Annotated in this window: 23 protein-coding genes; 20 read left to right on the top strand and 3 right to left on the bottom strand. The window is 49.2% G+C overall.

Annotated elements, in window-relative coordinates; all coding sequences use genetic code 11:
• The first annotated feature begins 74 nt into the window (after window positions 1–74).
• A complete protein-coding gene (locus FCL47_RS01140) occupies window positions 75–737 on the top strand; it encodes a CBS and ACT domain-containing protein (RefSeq protein ID WP_240744092.1) in 663 nt (220 codons plus the stop codon).
• Window positions 738–879: 142 nt separating this feature from the next.
• Here FCL47_RS01140 and FCL47_RS01135 read toward each other — a convergent pair whose 3' ends face one another.
• Window positions 880–2277 carry a malonyl-CoA decarboxylase gene (locus tag FCL47_RS01135; protein ID WP_136811615.1) on the bottom strand — a complete coding sequence of 466 codons (1398 nt, stop codon included), beginning with the start codon at window positions 2275–2277 and terminating at the stop codon, window positions 880–882.
• Window positions 2278–2465: 188 nt separating this feature from the next.
• Between FCL47_RS01135 and FCL47_RS01130 the strand changes: the two genes are divergently transcribed.
• A complete protein-coding gene (locus tag FCL47_RS01130; protein ID WP_167496313.1) occupies window positions 2466–3536 on the top strand; it encodes a tetratricopeptide repeat protein in 1071 nt (356 codons plus the stop codon).
• Between the two features lie 25 nt (window positions 3537–3561).
• Here FCL47_RS01130 and FCL47_RS01125 read toward each other — a convergent pair whose 3' ends face one another.
• Both FCL47_RS01125 and rnd read right to left on the bottom strand, forming a co-directional pair.
• Window positions 3562–4053, bottom strand: a complete 492-nt coding sequence (locus FCL47_RS01125; RefSeq protein WP_136811613.1) for a hypothetical protein — start codon at window positions 4051–4053, stop codon at window positions 3562–3564.
• Window positions 4054–4127: 74 nt separating this feature from the next.
• Entirely contained in the window at window positions 4128–5264 is a 1137-nt protein-coding gene (gene rnd / locus FCL47_RS01120) for a ribonuclease D (protein ID WP_136811612.1), read from the bottom strand.
• A 457-nt stretch (window positions 5265–5721) separates the two neighbouring features.
• Here rnd and FCL47_RS01115 point away from each other — a divergent pair, with 457 nt between their 5' ends.
• The 18 genes from FCL47_RS01115 to rpiB all read left to right on the top strand — a co-directional run bounded on the left by FCL47_RS01115 (window position 5722) and on the right by rpiB (window position 20832).
• Window positions 5722–6777 (top strand): microcin C ABC transporter permease YejB, encoded by a 1056-nt coding sequence (locus FCL47_RS01115; protein WP_136811611.1) that lies wholly within the window; start codon window positions 5722–5724, stop codon window positions 6775–6777.
• On the top strand, window positions 6770–7825 hold the full coding sequence (locus tag FCL47_RS01110) for an ABC transporter permease (RefSeq protein ID WP_136811610.1): 1056 nt from the start codon (window positions 6770–6772) through the stop codon (window positions 7823–7825). The genes FCL47_RS01115 and FCL47_RS01110 overlap by 8 nt, the downstream gene beginning before the upstream one ends.
• A 471-nt stretch (window positions 7826–8296) precedes the next feature.
• Window positions 8297–9088 carry an ABC transporter permease gene (locus tag FCL47_RS01105; RefSeq protein WP_136811609.1) on the top strand — a complete coding sequence of 264 codons (792 nt, stop codon included), beginning with the start codon at window positions 8297–8299 and terminating at the stop codon, window positions 9086–9088.
• A 120-nt stretch (window positions 9089–9208) separates the two neighbouring features.
• Entirely contained in the window at window positions 9209–9988 is a 780-nt protein-coding gene (locus FCL47_RS01100) for an ABC transporter ATP-binding protein (RefSeq protein WP_136811608.1), read from the top strand.
• A 43-nt stretch (window positions 9989–10031) separates the two neighbouring features.
• The gene (gene mlaD, locus FCL47_RS01095) at window positions 10032–10490 is read left to right on the top strand and encodes an outer membrane lipid asymmetry maintenance protein MlaD (RefSeq protein ID WP_136811607.1); all 459 of its coding nucleotides are present in this window, start codon (window positions 10032–10034) and stop codon (window positions 10488–10490) included.
• A gap of 58 nt (window positions 10491–10548) precedes the next feature.
• Window positions 10549–11157 carry a phospholipid-binding protein MlaC gene (locus FCL47_RS01090; RefSeq protein ID WP_136811606.1) on the top strand — a complete coding sequence of 203 codons (609 nt, stop codon included), beginning with the start codon at window positions 10549–10551 and terminating at the stop codon, window positions 11155–11157.
• An 8-nt stretch (window positions 11158–11165) separates the two neighbouring features.
• Window positions 11166–11615 carry a cyclic nucleotide-binding domain-containing protein gene (locus tag FCL47_RS01085; RefSeq protein WP_136811605.1) on the top strand — a complete coding sequence of 150 codons (450 nt, stop codon included), beginning with the start codon at window positions 11166–11168 and terminating at the stop codon, window positions 11613–11615.
• Window positions 11616–11900: 285 nt separating this feature from the next.
• The gene (locus tag FCL47_RS01080) at window positions 11901–12416 is read left to right on the top strand and encodes a DUF177 domain-containing protein (RefSeq protein ID WP_136811604.1); all 516 of its coding nucleotides are present in this window, start codon (window positions 11901–11903) and stop codon (window positions 12414–12416) included.
• Between the two features lie 46 nt (window positions 12417–12462).
• Window positions 12463–12651: a 50S ribosomal protein L32 gene (gene rpmF, locus FCL47_RS01075; RefSeq protein ID WP_136811603.1), complete on the top strand. Its 189-nt coding sequence runs from the start codon at window positions 12463–12465 to the stop codon at window positions 12649–12651.
• Between the two features lie 9 nt (window positions 12652–12660).
• A complete protein-coding gene (plsX, locus tag FCL47_RS01070; protein ID WP_136811602.1) occupies window positions 12661–13692 on the top strand; it encodes a phosphate acyltransferase PlsX in 1032 nt (343 codons plus the stop codon).
• Window positions 13692–14666 (top strand): beta-ketoacyl-ACP synthase III, encoded by a 975-nt coding sequence (locus FCL47_RS01065; RefSeq protein WP_136811601.1) that lies wholly within the window; start codon window positions 13692–13694, stop codon window positions 14664–14666. Before plsX ends, FCL47_RS01065 begins: the two co-directional genes overlap by 1 nt.
• 15 nt (window positions 14667–14681) lie before the next feature.
• On the top strand, window positions 14682–15830 hold the full coding sequence (locus FCL47_RS01060; RefSeq protein WP_136811600.1) for an acyl-CoA dehydrogenase family protein: 1149 nt from the start codon (window positions 14682–14684) through the stop codon (window positions 15828–15830).
• 131 nt (window positions 15831–15961) lie between these two features.
• Entirely contained in the window at window positions 15962–16741 is a 780-nt protein-coding gene (locus tag FCL47_RS01055; RefSeq protein ID WP_136811599.1) for an electron transfer flavoprotein subunit beta/FixA family protein, read from the top strand.
• A 20-nt stretch (window positions 16742–16761) separates the two neighbouring features.
• Window positions 16762–17949: an electron transfer flavoprotein subunit alpha gene (locus FCL47_RS01050; RefSeq protein WP_136811598.1), complete on the top strand. Its 1188-nt coding sequence runs from the start codon at window positions 16762–16764 to the stop codon at window positions 17947–17949.
• 3 nt (window positions 17950–17952) lie between these two features.
• On the top strand, window positions 17953–18696 hold the full coding sequence (gene fabG / locus FCL47_RS01045; RefSeq protein ID WP_136811597.1) for a 3-oxoacyl-[acyl-carrier-protein] reductase: 744 nt from the start codon (window positions 17953–17955) through the stop codon (window positions 18694–18696).
• Window positions 18697–18792: 96 nt separating this feature from the next.
• Complete coding sequence (gene acpP / locus FCL47_RS01040; protein ID WP_136812141.1) at window positions 18793–19023, top strand: acyl carrier protein; 231 nt, start codon at window positions 18793–18795, stop codon at window positions 19021–19023.
• A gap of 94 nt (window positions 19024–19117) precedes the next feature.
• Entirely contained in the window at window positions 19118–20359 is a 1242-nt protein-coding gene (gene fabF, locus FCL47_RS01035) for a beta-ketoacyl-ACP synthase II (RefSeq protein ID WP_136811596.1), read from the top strand.
• Between the two features lie 44 nt (window positions 20360–20403).
• Entirely contained in the window at window positions 20404–20832 is a 429-nt protein-coding gene (gene rpiB, locus FCL47_RS01030) for a ribose 5-phosphate isomerase B (RefSeq protein ID WP_136811595.1), read from the top strand.
• Window positions 20833–20937: the final 105 nt, after the last annotated feature.

Below are 20937 nucleotides of genomic sequence, written 5' to 3'. Positions count from 1 at the left end.
GAACGTACATCAAGGCGCATCAATTACTGAGATAAAGACCAATTTCTGGAGGTATTATGTTTGTAGGCGATAGAATGTCAAAAAACCTCATTACTGCTGGTCCTGAAATGACGATTTTTGAGGCAAAAAAATTGATGGTGGAAAAAAACATCCGCCATTTGCCGGTCATTGACGGGGCAGGAAAGCTTATCGGTATCGTTTCTGACCGGGATATGCGTGATGCTATGCCGTCAACTTTGTTGAAAAAACCCGATTATGAGATCACCCGGGGGAAGATAGGCAATCATCTTGTCGGTGACATAATGACCCGAAACCCGATGACTATTTATGCCTATTACACCCTGCAGGATACTCTGCTGGTCATGCAGAAAAAGAAGGTCGGTGCCTTGCCGGTTATCGACGAAGAGGGATACCTGAAGGGAATTTTATCAACACGGGATCTGCTTTCGGCGTTTGTCAACATCATGAATATCGACGAGCCAGGCAGTCTGTTGTGTATCCTCGTCAAAGAGAAGCGGGGGCAGATGAAGAAAATTGTTGATATTATAACTGAAGAGAATATTTCTCTCGGCAGTGTATTGGTGGCCAGAGTCTGGGACAAGGACAAGCGGGCGATCTTCCCTTATCTGCTGACCAATAATGTTATCAACGTAAAAAAGAAGCTGCTCAGTGCCGGTTTTGAACTGATCGATCCCATGGAATGGTATCTCAATCAGTTGCCTAGTGTACAACCTTAAGCGGCAAATCTGATCTGGCTGTCCATCGTTCCTGGCGGTTGATCCCCTGCGACACATGAACCGAGAGCTGCTGGGCGCGACTGTACGACTGTGGTTAAGAAAATCACCTATCGTGCGGGGCTTCGGCCCCGCGAATGTTGTGCTATGCTTTTGCTATTTTCGTCACCGGCGAGGAGGCGGCTATCTCTCCGCTGGTCGTATAGTTTTCATGGTTTTTCTCAATTGTTGCGAGGTTGTAAAGATAATTGACCATAATGCCGCCGGATTGAGTGATGCCTTTCTCTGAGAGGTCCGCTGCCCAGTTGATTCGCTCGATCCGCGCGCCGTTGGATAAGTGGAAATGGCTCACCCTGTCGAATGCCTGCGCTCCTTTTTTGGCGGTGAGCAGATAGCGGGCGCAGAGGCGCAGGAGAATTGGACCGAGTGGTGTCTCCTTGGCGACAGGCTGTTCGGCATTCATCGCTGTGACCCTTTCGATGAAGAGATCCTTTGGATCTTTTTCGTCCGTCGGCTCACCGAGGAGTTTTTTCTCTTTGTCGGTAAAGTCCCAGTCATCCCGGAATGTTTTGAGATAGTAAAGAAAACCGGGAATAGGAGACAGCGTGGAAAATGTTTTCAGGTTCGGCAGCTTGATGCTCAGGTCTTTAACCACATTCTTGATGAGAAAATTACCGAAACTGACTCCGGCCAGGCCTTGCTGACAGTTGGATATTGAATAAAAAATAGCAGTGTCAGCCTTCTGGGGATCAATGGCCGGCTTGTCCTGGTTCAGCAGGTCGTGGATGTTAGATGAGATGCCATTAACCAGAGCAACTTCAACAAAGATAAGCGGCTCCTGTGGCATGCGGGGATGAAAATAGGCATAGCAGCGCCGATCCGCGCGTAATCTGTTTTTCAGATCGTGCCAGGACTGAATGGCATGTACCGCTTCGTATTCAATAAGTTTTTCAAGCAGTACAGCCGGCGTGTTCCAGGTTATACGCTGGAGATCAAGAAAACCAACGTCGAACCAGGAGCAGAGCAGCCGGTGGATATCCTGGTCAAGCGGTATCAGTTCAGGGTTGTTTCTGGCAATTGGGAGGAGTTCGGCGCGAAGGTCGACGAGAAATTTCACCCCTTCCTGCAGTTCATTAAACTGCCGGAGGAGTTTGGTGCGGGGGGAGACCAGAAGGTTGCGCAGCTGGAGATTCAATTTTCTGCACTCTTCTTTATCGGTACATTCCAGGCGCTGTTTGATTATCTCTTCAACCGCTAAGTTATCGACGTCATATTCCCCGGCAAGGAGCTCGAGAAAGCGTTTTCGTCCCTCGCTGTTTAGGATGAGATAGGCTTCGCCAAGCTCAGCGGCCCTTGTCCTGGCGGAAACTTCACCGCCGCGGCTTTCAAGGCAGCCATTGATCCTCTGGCGTAATTTCTGCAAATCACTTTTAGGCAGACTGGGGTCGACAGAGTTTTTTAACACCGCGTTGTCGCCAAGAGGCCAGATGAGACGAATGCGGCGTAAAGTTCTATCCCACAAGGGTTCATCGCTGTCAAACATGTTTCCTCCTCCGGGGTATGGTGCTGCTGCAGCAGCGTAACTCGATGGGGTCTTTGATGGAGAAAAAAGTTGAAATTGGAAAAATATATCCTATCATCTCTTGGAAACAACTACAATAAATTAACAATCTGACTGGACTTCAGCTGCGCTTCGGCATCTCGATGCATGAAAGGAACGTTAACCGATTTATGAAGAAAAAAACGATATTTCTGGTTTTGACAGGCATGCTGTCGACGGTTGTCCCTGCGTTGGGTCAAACAAGCTTCGCCCAGGCAGATCGACAACAGGCGGTGAGAGCAGAAGCCGGCGCTGAGCCATCGCTTGCACCGCATTCTCCGGTAGATGCCGAAAATAATCAGGATCCGGAAAAGACTGAAATCTTCAATCGGTTTTTATCGGCCGCGGAAAAAGGATCGGTCGAGGCGCAGAGGCGAATCGCCGAAATGTATGCTTTTGGCGATGGCACAGAGAAAGATTTACAGAAAGCTTATTTCTGGCTCAGTAAACTTGCGGAAAAAGGTGATGATGTCGCCCAGAGCAATCTGGCCTGGATGTACTATCGCGGTGAAGGGGTTGAACTTGACAAAGCCATAGCATTTGAGTGGTTTCTCCTGGCAGCGAGGAACGGCAACCAGAACGCGCAGCTCAAGGTAGCCAATATGTACTATCTCGGCGAGGGGGTGGCCCAAGATGCACAGAAATCGTTCTATTGGACCAAGAAGGCTGCCGAGGCCGGGGTTGCCAGTGCTCAATATAATCTGGCGATGATGTTCGATAACGGGTCAGGAACAAAACAGTCGAGCACCCAGGCTTTCGAATGGTATGAAAAGGCTGCCGTCCTGGAATATGTTCTGGCCCAGAATACTGTAGCCTGGCGTTACAGCAAGGGGATCGGGGTTGAGCAAAATGATGCCAGGGCTGCATACTGGTATCGGAAGTCTGCCGAAAATGGTGATCCTTTCGGTCAATATAATATCGGGCGGATGCTGGCCAAGGGGGAAGGGGTCGAACAGGATGAGAAGAAGGCTTTTTCCTGGTGGATGCAATCCGCGCAGCGTGGCTTTGTACTTGCGCAGAGCAGACTGGGCTACTGTTACGCCAAGGGAGTAGGGGTTGAAAAAGACCCGCGGCAGGCCTTCAGGTGGTGGACAATTGCCGCCAGCGGGGGGAACGAGGTGGCGAAGAGGAATTTGCAATTTTTGTGTCGAGAAAATCCACAAGCCTGTACCCCTTCGGCGGTCACTCCTCCTTCCCCCTGATGGTGCTGTGTTGATTCCTGTGGTCTTAATCGGCAGCTTTTTCTCTTGCCAGCTCTTCCGGACTCAAGCTCCAGAAAGGTGTACCGTCTTTGGTCAAACGGACCTTAAATACAAAGCTGTCACCCTGTTTGACTTTGGCGGCCATCAGTACGTCTTTTCCATCGATAACCGCCCAGCTTCCGCTCACTTTGGTTGAAACATTCTTGCGAATACCTGTCTCCTCAGGGCTGCTGAATGCCGCAGGGCAGAGGTGCACTGTAATTTTTTCGCCACCTTCTTCCAGTATCAAGGCCGTGCCCGGGTCCATACCCGGCAGGGGGCTGACTTCCATAAATTGCAGAACTTTACCCTTAAGGGAATCCCGTTCTTTGTAGTTGTAATGTCCATTATACGCAGACCCTTTTTCCCATCCGGCATAGCCGGGGCGTTCTGTCGCTTCGGCGAGTGTCGACAGACAGAAGATGCTGACCACCAGCATGCAGGAAGACAGAGATCTGAAGAGTGGGAATGCTCGCATGTTTTTCTCCTGAGAAAAAGAAATGATGTTTGACAGACTGTTTTTTATCGCAGTCTTTTAGCCAAGATGAGTAATCATTTTTTTCTGTTCTGTCTGAAAAAATCCTCAAGAAAATGTTTACGCCAGCCGTCCGTCTGGCGTAACTGCTCCGGCTCCTCCTTTTGCGTGGTGTTAAGTGTTTTTACCAGACGTTTGAGCTCGGAAACATTGCCGACAAGTCCCGGGGCAATGCCCAGCAGTTCACATTTCAGGGCGATCAGGTTGTTCAGCTGTTCCATACTGCTGTGGTCGTTTTTACTCAGTCGTATAATTTGATGCGGCTCGGGGTATGTCGATTCCGGTTGTGTCAAGGTTGCTGCAACAATTGCGGCCAGGGTTTCACCATATTTTGCAGTGGCTTTTTCGGACAGTCCGGCTTGTTGTTTCAGATCAATGGGGGTCACCGGTTTCAGTCTGGCGATCTCAACTAGAACGGTGTCTTTAATCACATGGCCGCGCGGCCGATCCAGTTTTCTTGCTACCCCCTCTCGCCAGGTAGTCAGGTTCCGGAGAATGGCGAGTCCCTGTCGGTCAAGATGGGTGTTGCCGCGGATTTTGAGATATCGCTCGTTGTCGGGCGGCCCGGAATAGCAGGCTGGATTGTTGAGCAGGTTCAGCTCTTCCTGGAGCCAGGATTTTATTTTTGGGCCAATGATTCGCGTCAACAGAAGCACGCGCACTGCCCTGAGATATCGAACATCATCGAGGGCATATCGTGCCTGGTCAACGGTTAGTGGCCGCTGCAGCCAATTCGTCCTTGTCTCCTCTTTGGAAAGAGTTATATCGAGCAACTCTTTCACCAGGTGCACTAAGGAAAGAGTGGCGGGCAGGTTGGAAAAACCGGCGGCTAATCGCGTATCGAATATGTTTTGGGGCGTTGCTCCCGTCGCCCGCTGAAGGATCGCCAGATCCTGCGGTGCATCGTGGAAAATTTTAATGACCCCCCGGTCGGAAAGAAGTCGCCCCAGCGGCTGTAAATTTTTTATAGCGATAGGGTCAATAAGAGAGCAGTCCTCGTCGGATAATGCGATCTGGATCAGGCCGAGTTGCGGGTAATAGGTTCGTTCCCATACAAATTCCGTGTCCAGGGCGACGGCATCTGTTTTTCTGGCCCGATGCACCAATTTTTCCAGCTCTGTTTCGCTTTCAATTAAGGGAGTCCGTTTGTTCATGCCGTTTTCTGATGAGTAATTAAATAATGATTGTTCGATTTTTGCGAAGGGCAATCATTGAATGAGGGTAAAAGCCCCCGCGCCTGCAGGAGGGAAAATGATAATGCCGGGCAATTCCCCCGGGGAGCTTGTGCATTTTTCTGACAGTCTTTTCCTAAAAAGACATAAAGGTTGATAAAAGACAAGAAATATTCTTCTTTTATGCTGTCTATTTGTATTATTTTTTCTTATTGTTGGATGTGATTACCACTAAATCTCAGCTTAGAAGATCCAGAGGGATATGAGATGCCCTTTGCACGGGTGTTCCGCAGCCTGGATGGCTGCGGTCAAGCCCCCAGGGATAGGTTTATCGCGTCCCTTGCAAAGGGCACATCATATCCCCATATAGCCGAACTTTAGTGGTAATCACATTGTTGGAAGTCATATGACTTGAGGCAGAAGTCCCTGTGAGAATAACATGATCGTATATATCCTGAAAAGAATCCTGCTGATGATACCGACCCTGTTCGGAGTAATGGTGATCACCTTCACCATTACTCAGTTTGTTCCGGGGGGGCCGGTAGAGAAAATGATCGGTGAGATTGAGGGCATCAGTGGCGGAAGTGGGGAGGTGCGAGCCGGTTCCACGAATCTCTATCGCGGCAATTCGGGGCTTGATGATGAGAAAATTACCCGCCTGAAAAAACTCTATGGATTCGATCAGCCGCCGGTGACACGTTTTGTCAAAATGATGAGGAGTTATCTGGTTTTCGATTTTGGTACGTCCTATTACTACCATCAAAGCGTCGCTGAACTGGTCGTGTCCCGGATGCCCGTCTCCATGTCCCTTGGACTATGGGGTTTTTTGATTGTCTACGGGGTCTGCGTGCCGCTGGGAATTAAAAAGGCGGTAAGCGACGGCTCGCGCTTTGATATAATCAGTTCTTCGGTCATTCTTGTCGGCTACGCCATCCCCGGATTTGTGCTGGGGGTTTTGTTGATTGTCCTGTTTGGCGGCGGCAGTTTCTGGTCTATCTTTCCGCTTCGGGGGCTGGTTTCAGATAACTGGCATGAATTGAGTCTTGGCATGAAGGTACTTGATTATCTCTGGCATATGGTGCTGCCAATTACTGCAACCGCTATCGGCAGTCTGGCGGTGATGACCATGCTGACTAAAAACTCATTTCTGGAAGAGATTCGAAAACAATATGTACTGACTGCCCGGGCCAAGGGCCTTTCCGAGAATCAGGTGTTGTACAAGCATGTCTTTAGAAACGGGATCATTCCTATCATAACCGGTTTTCCCGGTTATTTTGTTGCGTCTTTTTTTACCGGCAGTCTGCTCATTGAAACTATTTTTTCATTAAACGGCATGGGACTGCTTGCCTATGAATCGGTTGTCAATCGAGACTATCCGGTAGTCCTGGGCACCCTTTATTTTTTCACCCTGATTGGATTAATCTCCCGCTTGCTGTCCGATCTGAGTTATGTGCTGGTTGATCCCCGTATCAGTTTTGAGGGATTAGATGAATAGGGCACATCCGGAGGGGCAACTGAAACAGGCCTTGGCAAAGCGCAGGGCCAGAACCTGGCAACGGTTTAAACGCAACCGGCGTGGATATTACAGTCTTGTATTGTTCGCCGTATTGTTTGGCATGAGTTTACTGGCCGAGGTGATCAGCAATGACTCGCCGTTGTTGGTTAAATATGACGGAAAATTTTACTTTCCAATTTTCGTGTCGTATCCGGAGGTAACTTTTGGTGGCGACTTTGAGACGGAAACTGATTATCGAGATCCGTTTATTCGCAAAAAATTACAGGAACCGGGCAATTTCGTGCTCTTTCCTCTCAATAAAAACAGTTACAATACTATCAATCAGGAGATTGTCGGTCCGGTTCCCTCACCTCCATCCATGGCCAATTTTCTTGGTACGGATGACCGGGGCAGAGACGTCCTGGCCAGAATTATCTACGGTTTCCGGGTGAGCATCCTCTTTGGCCTGGCGCTTACCTTTACCGGGACCCTGGTGGGTATTTTCGCCGGGGCAATCCAGGGCTACTTCGGCGGCCGGATAGATCTCTTGATGCAGCGATTCATAGAAATATGGGGCGCTATGCCGGAATTATATCTGCTGATAATTTTTGCCTCCATATTTCAACCGTCTATTCTGCTGCTGCTTATTTTGCTGTCTCTTTTCAGCTGGATGGGTTTGTCCGATTATGTCCGGGCAGAATTTCTGCGGGGCAGAAATCTTGAATACGTGAATGCGGCAAGGGCCCTGGGCGTAAAAAACGTGACTATTATGTGGCGACATCTCCTGCCCAATGGTTTAACGCCGGTCATCACCTTTCTTCCGTTTCGGGTCTCAGCGGCGATACTGGCCTTGACCAGCCTTGACTTTCTCGGCCTTGGCGTCCCGCCCTCCACGCCCAGTCTTGGGGAACTGCTCGCCCAGGGAAAAGCCAATATCGAGGCGTGGTGGCTTTCCTTATCAGCATTTACGGTTCTTGTTGGGATGTTGATCTTGCTTATTTTTATCGGTGAAGCCTTGCGGGAAACATACGATCCCAGAAAAAGCTGAGGTCCACACTCTCCCGGAAATTATGGTGGGATTGCATGGTTTCTGTCTCAGGGTCTGACGGGGCTGGATTGATTTGCCTTATTTTCTAGACATTGACTTCTTGTCAGTCTGTTTATATCTTACGGCCCGATGTGTTTTAGTGACTTAGAAATAATTACCTGGTGTTTTTTACCAGGTAATTATTTCGTGAAGGAACTTATCCCGCAATGCTTCTGGGCGGGATTAGAGATTTGGTGCAAGGGACCAAGGGGAATTGTGACGGACACCCTTGGTTCAAGGGGCATTGAAAAGAATACCCGTCAAGCGAGTACTAAAAAGAGTACCCGCAAAATGTTTCTGCGGGGTGAGTGGCTTGTTCAGTAAATTCTTTCATCAAAAAAAAATACACAAAAGGGCGTACCTTGAGCATCAATATCTCGAATATACGATCAAGGCACTTATCCCCCTCGAATAATCAGGGACGCAAAGTTCATGAAAAGTAATTCACTCGTACGGCTCGGCGATACCGGACTTTATGTACTGACCGATCTCGGGAAGATGGCGATTTTTTTTCTGAAATCGATCCGAGGAGCATTCAGGCGGCCATTCAGGTTCATTGAGCTGTTACGTCAGGTTCACTTTATCGGCGCGGGGTCTTTGGTGGTGATTTTTTTTACTGCCTTATCCACCGGGATGGTTCTGGGACTTCAAGGCTACTATTCGCTGAATAAATTTGGCGCAGACGGGATGCTTGGCTCGGCTGTCTCCCTGACTCTCATTTTGGAGCTCGGGCCCGTGCTGACGGCTCTGATGGTAGCCGGGCGTGCCGGTTCCGCCATGTGTGCTGAGATTGGCATAATGCGGATTTCCGAGCAGATTGATGCTTTGGACTGCATGGCCATTGATCCTTTTCGATATTTTATTACGCCGAAGTTTCTTGCCATGCTTGTTGCTATGCCCCTGTTGACGGCGGTTTTTGATGTGGTCGGCATTGGTGGCGGCTACCTGGCTGGGGTTAAAATGATGGGCGTCAGCCCGGGGAGTTTTATTGAAGGCATGACGACCAGTGTTACCAATCATGATCTCAAGGTGGGCATTATTAAATCCTTTGTTTTTGGCTTGCTGGTTGTCTGGATCTGCTCAGGACGGGGATTTTTTGTCCGGGAAATACGCGGCGCAGGCTTCGGGGCCGAAAGTGTCAGCCGGGTTACCACTCAGGCTGTGGTATATTCCTCTATCTCCGTTCTCGTCTTCGATTATCTGCTGACAGCGGTGCTCCTCTAACGCCGGGAAGTGGAATGGGACTATACCGGGACAAGTGCCCTCGTGGTATCTTAAGGTATGAATGCTACATCTGCTCTTTGTTATGTTTGTTTTTTGGACTTTCTGGAGTAAGGCACTAAAATGAAAGCTGCTATTGAATTTAAAAATGTGGTAAAAAGTTTTGCCAAAAGAGATGGCGGTGTACAGTACGTCCTCGACGGGGTGAATTTCTCAATTCCGGCCGGAAAAACGACGGTCATTGTCGGCGGAAGTGGTCAGGGAAAGAGCGTTACCCTGAAGCTTGTTTTAGGACTTATGCAGGTTGATTCCGGGGAAATTTTTGTCCATGATAAAAATGTTACCTGGGCCAGAGGGACAGAGCTTGAGCAGCTCCGTACCCAATTCGGCGTGTTGTTTCAGGGATCGGCACTTTTCGATTCACTGAGCGTCTTTGAAAATGTTGCTTTGCCGCTGAGAGAGCTGACCGATAAAAGTGAAACGCAGATCGGGGAGCAGGTCGCCGCGACGCTCGCTCAGTTCGAGCTTACCGGGCACGAAGAAAAATATCCGGCGCAACTGAGTGGCGGTATGAAAAAAAGAGTTGGCCTGGCCCGCGCCATGCAGCTCAAGCCGTCGATCATGCTGTATGATGAGCCGACCACCGGCCTCGACCCGGTCATGAGTCATGATATATATCATCTCTTTGCCAGGACTCAGGCTGAATTTGGCTTTACTTCGGTGATCGTCAGCCATGATGTTCCGAAAATATTTAATCTGGCCGATCAGGTTATCATATTGAACAATGGGAAGATGGATGTTTTTGACAGCCCTGAGAAAATCCAGTGGTCTGAGAAGGAGTATATCCAGGAATTCGTGCGTACAACGATGGGAGACATCTATCAGAGTCACCTGGTGGAATAATGATGGCGTTTATCTCAAAACATAAGCTTTTGTGAGACTTTCAATGACGAAAAATAATACTTTAGAGATGGTTGTCGGTCTGTTTATACTCATTGGCTTTGCCGCCTTTGGTTATCTCGCTCTGCAGTTGGGCGAGGTTCCTTTTTTGACCGCCGGCAAGACATATACTCTGAAAGCCCAATTTAATAATGTCGCCGGAGTGAAAAAGGGCGCTTCGGTGCAGATAGCCGGTGTCGTTGTGGGGGAAGTCAGCGCTGTATCACTTGGTGAAGACGCTTATGCGATTTTGTCCCTGCAGATAGATAACAGTGTCAAGGTGCCAAAGGATTCGATGGCTTCTGTTAAGTCGCAGGGGATCATCGGTGATAAATATATTCAGCTCGGCCTGGGGGGCGATGAAGATGTTTTTCAGCCTGGGGAAATGATCGTTGATACCGAGTCATCCGTGGATATAGAATCGCTTATCAGTAAATTCGCTTTTGGCAGCGTGAAGTCAAATTAATAATTACAGAGAATGTTTTCCACCTCCTATAAAAAATTTTGAGTTGCTGAGATATAAAATGAAAAAGATACTTTTACTGTCTATTGTTCTGTGTGGTTTGTCCGTTGGCATGGTTTGGGCGGCAGAGACGAGCCCTACTGTAGCGCTTAAGCCTGTTCTCGGCGATTTGATGGCCGTGTTGGGAGATCAGAAATTGAAGGGCGATGAGCACAAGGTCGAGCGACGGGAAAAGATCATGTCACTTATCAAGCGTGGCTTTGATTTTAGAGAGATGTCGCAGCGCGTGCTGGGACCGACCTGGCGGCAGATTGATGACAAGGAAAAAGATAATTTTACGACCCTTATGACCAAATTGCTGGAAAATGTATATATTGGTAAGCTCGAAGGCTATTCGGGGCAGACTATTGAGTTCGTTGGCGAAATAGTGAAAGAGGACCGGGCGCAGGTGACGACGCTTATTCAGAACGGCAATGCAAAAATTCCCGTGTATTATATCATGAAAAAAACTGACTCCGGGTGGATGGTTTACGACATCAACATTGAAGGGGTCAGCCTGGTTAGAAACTATCAGGAGCAGTTTAAATCCATACTGCGCACGCAGAAATATGAAGGACTCGTCAAGGTGCTGCAGGAAAAAAACCGTTCTTTTCTCGTTGGGGCGCGTTAGGCCAGCTTATGATTGAATATAGTGCTGCGTTGCAGGAGTGCTGCTTCAAGTTTCTTGAAAAAGCCGAGACAGAGACCCTGCTGACGGTCATGGAGAAAGTATCCTTTGGAGCCGGCAGCGAGTTATTTAAGAAGGGAGACCCTGCTGAGTGTCTTTATTTTCTTGTGTCTGGAAGGGTGGCTGTGCAAAATAAAACGGGTTTCGGGGAAAGGACCCAAGTTATTGCCCTGCTTGACCCCGGCGCTCCTGTTGGTGAGAAGGGATTGCTTAGTGGCAGCAGTCGCGGCGCCACCTTGAATGCGGTGAAAGATTCCGAGTTGCTTGCCCTGTCCCATGAATCGTTCGAGAAGTTGGTTGGCGATGATCCTGCTCTTGCAATCAAGTTATTGAAATGGTTGCTGAAAAGAGTGTCGTTGCGATTGGAAAAAAATTCTGAGCGCCTGGTTCATGTGCTCTAGCCCCTGAGAGGAAAACGAGCAACGATCCGGGATACTTATTGTATTCGTCAGATTGTACCCTGCACAAAAAAACAAGAAAATAAGATGTACGGTACAGCTGCCTCGGCTGAATATTTTTTTTAAGGTGCTTTAGTGGTATCAATGGTCTGATATTCCATGATTATTTCACTTTCGGTGGATTGATTTTCTTTGCTGTGATGTTTTTTCCTTTCCAATCCGTAATAAATTGATTATTTTTCCTTTCTTTTATTTTTCGATTCACGACAGATCGAGAACGTGTTTTTTATGATACTGCTTTTTGAAGAAATCACCGGCAAATCTCATCTCTTTACGATACGCGACACGAGCTGGTTCCCCTCAGGAAATGAGGTATCTCTCCTCAACGCTACCGCTCGTATCCGTGTTTCCAGGCGAGACAGCGAGACAGTAGAGCTGAAAGGGACGCTGGAGGGACAGCGCCTGTCTGTCTGTGACAGGTGTCGTGAACAGGTCAAAGAAGCAGTGTCTTGTGAGTTTGAATATCTTGCTACAACCAGGGAAGAACAGGTCACTGAATTACGTGAGACTGAGTGTAGTGACGAAGATACCGTTACTCTTTATCTCAAGGAACCGGAAATTGATGTAGATGAGCTTCTGCGGGAGCAGGCCTACCTGGCTTTCCCGCTGAAGACGCTCTGTAGTGAAGATTGTAAAGGTATCTGCGCAGGATGTGGGGTTGTGCTGAATAGTGAGGCTTGTCGTTGTACTTCTAATAAAGTGGGGTCGACGTTTGCTATTCTACAAAAACTCACCAATGATTGATAAAATTAATAAAACGGTATGAAACATACCTGATTCGGAGGATACAATGGCTTTACCAAAAAGAAGACACTCCCATTCCCGTACCCGCAAAAGACGGTCCCATGATTTTTTGACCGCACCGGGGCTTTCCCTCTGTGCAGACTGTGGTGAGCCTAAGCAGCCGCATCGTCTGTGCGGCAGTTGCGGCAAGTATAAAGGGAGAACTGTTTACTCACTCGATACTGCAGTAGAATAGGAGAGTAGTGTGCAAATAGCCCTGGACGCCATGGGGGGAGACTATGGCTCAGAGGAGTTGATTGCCGGGGCTCTGCTTGCCGTCAGAAAGACGGATTTGCGTGTAACTCTGGTAGGAGACGAGAGGATATTAAGTAAACACCTCGAGACTCTGGCTCCTGATAGCAAAACAGCGAAGCTGATCAATATCGTTCATTCATCGCAAGTGATTGATATGAATGAACATCCTGTTGATGCGATTCGAAAGAAAAAAGACGCCTCGATACTGGTTGCTTTCGATCTTGTGCGCCGAAAAGAGGCTGATGCTGCCGTAAGCGCTGGTAATTCTGGCGCAACGTTAGCCGCAGCTTCCCGCAAACTTGGTCGATTGGAGGGGATTTCTCGCCCCGGTATCGCGTCGATTTTTCCGACCCTTAAAAAACCAGTCGTGCTGATGGATATAGGGGCAAATGTTGATTGCCGGCCACAGCATCTCTTTCAATTCGGCATAATGGCCTCGGCGTTTTCCCGTATTACCGGCGTGGAAAATCCCCGAGTGGGCCTTTTGTCGATTGGCGAGGAAACCGGCAAGGGTAACAGCCTTATAAAAGAGACCTATCCTCTTTTAGAAAACAGCTCTCTGAATTTCATCGGCAATGTCGAAGGCCGTGACGTTTTTCAGGGCGAAGTCGATGTTATCGTCTGTGACGGTTTTGTCGGCAACGTCTGTCTGAAAGTCAGTGAGGGCCTTGCCGAGGCTGCCATGCAGATGCTGCGTGATGAAATCTGCAAATCGATGTGGGCTAAAATTGGTTATCTGCTGGCAAGGAATGCCTTTAAATCTTTTAAAAAGCGTGTCGATTATGCGGAATATGGCGGGGCACCACTTCTTGGTATTGATGGTATAGGCATAATATGTCATGGCAAGTCCAGTTCGCACGCGATTAAAAATGCCATTCTTGAAGCTGCCAAAATGGCTCGGGGAAATATCAATAAGGATATTCTGGAAAGTCTTGCCACCAGCAATTTCGTTGAACAGAACATCGTAAATTTGGAGACGTAATGGGAACTGTTGTCTTGGGGACCGGTTCATGTTTACCAAAAAAGGTTCTTACCAATGTGGAACTCGAATCGATGGTCGATACGAGTGCTGAATGGATACAGACCAGAACCGGCATCGAAACGAGACGCATCGGCGGTAAGGGAGAAAAGACCTATCAGCTGGCTACCAAGGCTGCCGAGAAGGCGCTTGCGGCCGCAGGTGTGTCAGCCGAGGAGCTTGACCTTGTTGTTGTCGGAACGATCAGTTCGCATATGCTCATGCCGTCCAGTGCCTGTTATGTGCAAAAAGAACTTGGTGCCACCAACGCCTTTGCTTTCGACTTGAATGCGGCGTGCTCCGGGTTTCTTTACGGTCTGGATCTGGCTGATAAGTATATCCGGGCCAATCATGACATGAAAGTTCTGGTTATCGGTGCAGAAACCCTTTCCGGTCGCCTGAACTGGCAGGACAGAAATACCTGTATCCTTTTTGGCGATGGCGCCGGTGCCGCAGTTTGCGGCTATTCTGACAGTGACCGCGGAGTTATTGGGTCGAGTATGCATTCCGATGGGAGTTTGTGGAAACTGCTGTATATGCATGCTCCCGAAAGCTCTAACCCCGACCTGATTGTCAAAGGCAATAATGGTGCTTATATCCAGATGGAGGGACGGGAGGTTTTTAAACATGCGGTCCGAGCCATGGAAGATGCCGTCACCAGGCTTCTCGTCAAGGAGAACATCGATAAAGAATCTATAAGTCTTGTCATTCCGCATCAGGCCAATATGCGAATTCTTGCTAAGCTGGTTGATAGGCTTGATTTCCCGCAGAGTAAAGTATTTATAAACGTTTCCAAGTATGGTAATACATCCGCTGCGTCAATCCCAATTGCCCTTGATGAAGCTAACAGCAGCGGTTTAATTACTCAAGGCGACACAATTTTGTTTTGTTCCTTCGGTGGTGGATTTACCTGGGGAGCAACCCTGATTAAGTGGTAAACAGGAGATATGAGAATGGATTATTTCTTATCCGAAGAACAGCAGATGATTGTCGATATCACCCGACAGATCACTGACGAGCGCATAATACCCATCCGCGCGGAACTCGATGAAAAACATCAATTTCCCCGACAGATTCTCAATGAGATGGCCCAGGCCGATCTTTTTGGCGTGCCGATTCCCGAGGAGTATGGTGGCTTTGGGGGGGGGTGTCTGGACATTGCCATTACCGTTGAGCAACTCGGGCGCGGATGTATCGGCGTAGGGACTGCATTCGCCGCCAATTTTCTTGGTGTCTACCCCATTATCATTGCTGGCTCTGAGGAGATGAAGCAGAAGTATCTTCCTGATGTGGCAACCGGCAAAAAATTCGGGGCTTTCGGTCTGACCGAGGCAAACGCCGGGTCGGATGCCTCCGGTATACAGACCACAGCCGTGCTTGACGGTGACGAGTGGGTGCTGAATGGAACGAAACAGTGGATCACCAACGGCGGGGAGGCGCAGATTTACTCAGTCGTGGCAATTACCGACCGGAGTCGCGGCCCGCGTGGGGCATCTCTGTTTGTTGTGGAAGAAGGAGACCCGGGTTTTTCCTGTGGTCCGAAGGAAAAGAAGATGGGTATCAGGGCGTCTTCGACCACGGAGCTCATTTTTAAGGACTGTCGTATACCAAAGGATCGGCTGATCGGTCGTGCCGGAACCGGTTTCATTACCGTTATGAAAACTCTGGATCTGTCAAGACCTGGCATCGCCGCTCTCGGAGTTGGTCTGGCGCAGGGAGCGCTTGATGAGGCGGTCAAGTATGCCAAGCAGCGGCAACAATTTGGTAAACCGATTATTGCATTCCAGGCGGTGCAGCATATGCTGGCTGATATGGCGATAGGTATCGAATCGGCTCGCGCTCTGGTCTACGCTGCGGCAAGACATATTCAGGCGCATCCGAAGGATATGTCGAAGGCATCGGCGATGTGCAAGACATATGCGACCGATGTGGCGATGAAGGTCGCAACCGATGCCGTACAGGTCATGGGCGGTTATGGGTACATGTGTGAATATCCTGCCGAAAAAATGATGAGAGATGCAAAAATCTTACAGATTTACGAGGGAACGAACCAGATCCAGCGCAATGTAATCGGCCAGGAATTAAACAAAGAATATTCTTGATTCTCTTCCTACGGCAGTAGATCGACGCATAGGCAATTGTTTGCAGATGTCGAAAGACGCGGAAAAAATCTGATTGCAGGGCGGTTGCGGCGCAGTCGGATACTGCTATTTTTATTATTACAGGTTGGTGCATGAAAATAATCGTATGTGTTAAACAGGTTCCGGATGCAAGTGACGTGCGTCTTGATCCAGTAACTAATACGCTCGCAAGAGAAGGGGTGCAGTCGATCATGAATCCGTATGATCAGCACGCCCTTGAAGAAGCCGTTCGTCTTAAAGAAAAACATGGCGGCGAGGTCATCGTCGTGACGATGGGTCCTCCGCAGGCGGAAGAAATTCTCCGGCTGGCGATCAGTTGCGGAGCCGATAGCGTGGTTCTGGTTTCGGACAGAGCTTTTGCCGGTGCTGATACCTGGGCGACATCCTATACTCTTGAACATGCGGTAAAAAAAATAGGCGCCTTCGATCTTATCTTATGCGGCAAGCAGGCCATCGATGGTGACACTGCCCAGGTTGGTCCGGGCTTGGCCACTCGCCTTGATATACCCTATCTCACCTGTGTCCAGAAAGTAAGAGAAAGCAGTGATAAAGGGCTAATTGTCGAAAGGATGATGGATGACGGTTACGATGTGGTTGCCGTGGACTATCCGGCATTGCTGACAGTGGTCAAAAATATCAACGAACCCCGTGTCCCTTCACTCAAAGGGAAAATGAAGGCTAAAAAGGCCGAAATTCTCCGGCTCAGTGCGGCAGACATCGGCGCTGATGCCGCCTGTATTGGCCTGCCGGGTTCTCCCACCAAGGTTGTCAACGTTTTCCCGCCGGAAACCAGAGGGGGAAGATCGGTACTTACCGGTACACTGGATGAACAGCTTGATCAACTTGTTGACAAGTTGCTCCCATATCTGTGACAGGGCGGAGTTTAAAAAATATGTTGAAAGTTAATAAAGAGCTTTGTATTGGCTGTGGGATCTGCGAAGACAACTGCCCCTTTGGAGCTATAAGCATTGAAGACGGCCTGGCTGTGGTCGGCGACAGCTGTACGCTGTGTGGTGCGTGTGTTGAAAGTTGTGAAGTCCAGGCACTCAGCCTTGAGGTGCAGAACAAGCAGGTCCAGGAAGATCTTGCCGACTGGAAAGGTGTCCTGGTTTTTTGTGAATACCGGCATGGTGAACTTGCTCCGGTGTCGCTTGAACTCTTAGGTATTGGAAGACAACTCGCCGACCGACGCGGCGTCCTGCTCAGCGCTCTGCTTCTCGGACATGAAACTGCAGAGACGGCGCAGCTGCTTATCGGTCACGGTGCTGATGTTGTCTACCTTGCGCAGCATGAAGCACTGGGGGAATTCAGAGATGACAGTTACAGTCAGGTAACCGCCGATGTGATTCGGCAGTACCGCCCGGAAATTGTTCTGGCCGGGGCCACCGCTATCGGGAGGTCATTCATCCCTTGCGTTGCGACACTTGTCAACGCCGGGCTTACCGCCGACTGTACCAAACTTGAGATACGTGAGCAGGACGGTGCGCTTCTGCAGACTCGTCCCGCGTTTGGCGGCAATATCATGGCGACCATTGTCTGTGAATCAACCAGACCGCAGATGGCAACGGTACGCCCGAAAGTGATGAAGCAACTGCCGTTTGATGGTGCTCGCACGGGAACGGTTGTTGATGTGGTTCTGACCGAGAAGCAGTTGCACAGTCGGGTTCAGGTGGTGGAATCTGTGGTGGAGGAAGCCGGCAACGTCAATATTCAGGAAGCAGATATTCTGGTCTCGGGTGGAAGAGGACTGGAAAATGCCAAGGGCTTTGAACTGATCAGAGCACTTGCCGACACGATGGGCGCAAAGGTATCCGCATCACGGGCGGTGGTTGACGCCGGATGGATTCCTTATCCACACCAGGTTGGCCAGACCGGCAAAACAGTCGCCCCTAAATTGTACATAGCCTGTGGTATCTCCGGCGCAGTGCAGCATGTGGCGGGGATGCAGTCGGCGGAAACCATCGTTGCCATTAATAGGGATGCCCATGCATCAATCTTTAATGTTGCCGATTTCGGGATTGTGGGCGACCTGTTTGAAATCATACCTAAATTGATCAAAAAAATAGAGGAGCGCCGCTAAATCATGAGCCTGGAAGGAAAAATCGCCCTGGTAACGGGCGGGAGCCGTGGTATAGGTCGGGCCATCTGTATTCGCCTTGCTTCGATGGGGTGCCTGGTTTATATCAACTATGTAAGTCGGTCGGCGGCAGCTGAAGAGACGCAGCAAATTATCCAGCAGGCCGGTGGTAAAGCGGAGATCATCGGTTTTGATGTAGCTGACGGCAATGCGGTTCAGGATGCGTGCAAAAAGATTATCACCGAGGCCGGATCAATTGATGTCCTGGTAAATAATGCCGGGATCACCAGAGATGGGCTGATGGCCAGAATGAAAGAATCCGAGTGGGACGAGGTTATAAACACCAATCTCAAGGGAGCATTCCTCTGTGCCAAAGCCGCATCGCGGGCGATGATGAAGAAAAAATGGGGGCGGATTATTAACATCTCCTCGGTTTCAGGAGTTGCCGGCAACCCCGGGCAGGTGAATTACTCTGCGGCCAAAGCAGGGCTTATCGGCCTCACCAAGTCGATGGCCAGGGAGTATGCCTCTCGAAATATTACCGTAAACAGTGTGGCGCCTGGTTATATTGAGACCGAAATGACCAATCTTCTCGACGAGAAGACGCAGCAACAGATTAAAGCGGAAATTCCCCTTGCCGCGTTTGGCAGAACAGAGGATATAGCCGGAGCCGTTGCCTATCTCGCATCTGAAGACGGGCGATATCTCACCGGTCAGACTCTGCATGTCAATGGCGGCATGTATATGTAACAGGTTGTTCCAGTAAATGCAGTCTTTTGAGTAAAGTAAAATCATTGCACATGGTTATTTTGAACTATGTCTAATTTCAAGTAAGGGAGTAGGATGATGGCAATCGAACAGGAAATGATAGATATAATCGTTGAGCAGTTAAGTGTTGAAAGTGATAAAGTTGTGCCAAATGCATCCTTTGTTGATGATCTTGGCGCCGATTCTCTTGACCTTGTCGAACTGATAATGGCCATGGAAGAGGGCTTCGATATTGAAATTCCGGATGAAGACGCTGAAGGTATCACTACTGTTCAAGATGCTATAGATTACGTTAAAAAGTTGAAATAGCCTTCGGCTGAACATTCAGAGCAGCGAGAGCAGCAATTTTTATACCCCCCGTTTACACGGTGCGACAGTAATAATAAAAAAAGGAGTAATTATTGTGAAGCGAAGGGTAGTAGTTACAGGAGTAGGATTAGTGACACCTCTTGGTACTGGTGTCAGCAAGAGTTGGCAAAATATCTGTTCCGGTGTCAGTGGGATTGATCTGATAACTCGATTTGATACCAGTGATTACGCTGTAAAGATTGCTGCGGAAGTAAAGGATTTTCAGGCAGATGATTTTTTTGACAAAAAAGCGGCAAAGCATCTGGATCTTTTTGTGCAGTATGGTCTCGTCGCAGCCCAGATGGCGGTTGAGGACAGCGGATTCAAAGTAACCGAAGAAAACTGTGAAAGAGTCGGCGTGATCACCGGTTGCGGCATGGGTGGCTTACCAACCATTGAAAAATATCATAGTGTCTGTATTGAAAAGGGGCCCAAGCGAATTACGCCTTTTTTCATTCCCATGGTTATCCCCAACATGCCGTCCGGGCAGATTTCCATGGCTCTCAATTCTAAAGGTCCGAATCTTACCCTTACCACAGCCTGTGCGGCTGGCACCCATTCCGTTGGCGAAGCCTATCGGCATATCAAGTACGGAATGTGCGACATGGTCGTGAGCGGCGGGACAGAGGCTGTTATCTGTGGTCTTGGAGTTGCCGGTTTTTCGGCGATGAAGGCACTGTCCGCGCGAAACGATGAGCCGACAAAGGCATCTCGTCCCTTCGATATGGATCGTGACGGATTCGTTATGTCGGAAGGGGCCGGTATGCTTATTCTGGAAGATTATGAACACGCCCTGGCCCGTGGGGCGAAGATATACGCCGAAATCTGCGGCTATGGTCTGAGCAGTGATGCCTACCATATTGCAGCGCCTCCGGAAGATGGTGAAGGTGGGATGAGGGCTATGAAAATGGCGCTGGCCGACGCCGAACTGGCGCCTGAGGATATTGATTATATTAATGCCCATGGCACTTCAACGCCGCTAAATGATAAGTGTGAAACACAGGCTATTAAAACTGTATTTCAGGACCATGCTAAAAAGCTGGCTGTCAGTTCCACCAAATCGATGACGGGGCACATGCTTGGCGCAGCAGGCGGCATTGAAGCGGTTTTCACGGCACTGTCTCTGCATGATCAGCTTGCTCCGCCGACCATAAACCTGGAAAACCCCAGCCCGGAATGTGATTTGGACTACGTTCCCAAAGTGGCGCGAAAAATGAATATCCGCGCCGCGCTGTCCAATTCTTTCGGCTTTGGCGGAACGAATGCGGTTGTGGCCATGAAAAGGTTCGACGGGTGAGCTTGAGAGGAAAGCTTCATGTATCTTCGTAAGAGGGGAAAACAGTGAAAATAGTACTTGCTGCCGACCATGGTGGTTTTCTTTTGAAAGAAATCATTAAGGAAAAACTCCTCCAGTCGGGCCGTGCTGTCGTCGATGTCGGTTGTGACTCGGTTGATTCGGTAGATTATCCGGATTATGCCGAGAAGGCCGTGTCGGCTATAGTAACTGGGGCGTGCGACCGAGGGATATTGGTTTGTGGTACGGGGATAGGCATGTCTATTGCCGCAAACAGACACAGAAATATACGGGCTGCGAACTGTTTTGATGTCGCTACGGCAATATTAAGTAGAGAACATAATAATGCCAATATCCTCTGCCTTGGTGCCCGAGTACTTGATACGGACAATGCTCTGCAGATGGTCATGACCTGGCTGGACACTGAATTTTCCGGGGGACGTCATCAGCAGCGAGTCGCCAAATTCAGTGCGTAGCATGCGATACACCAATTGTTGATCTTTAGTACAGCCGATTCCGCCTCAGCAGAATCGGCTGTACTGTTTTCTATGGTTCTCTCTTTTTTCTGCCATTGCATTTTT

This window comes from Desulfopila sp. IMCC35006 (genome assembly GCF_005116645.1).
Lineage (GTDB): Bacteria > Desulfobacterota > Desulfobulbia > Desulfobulbales > Desulfocapsaceae > Desulforhopalus_A.
This window is presented reverse-complemented; position numbering and strand designations above follow the sequence as displayed.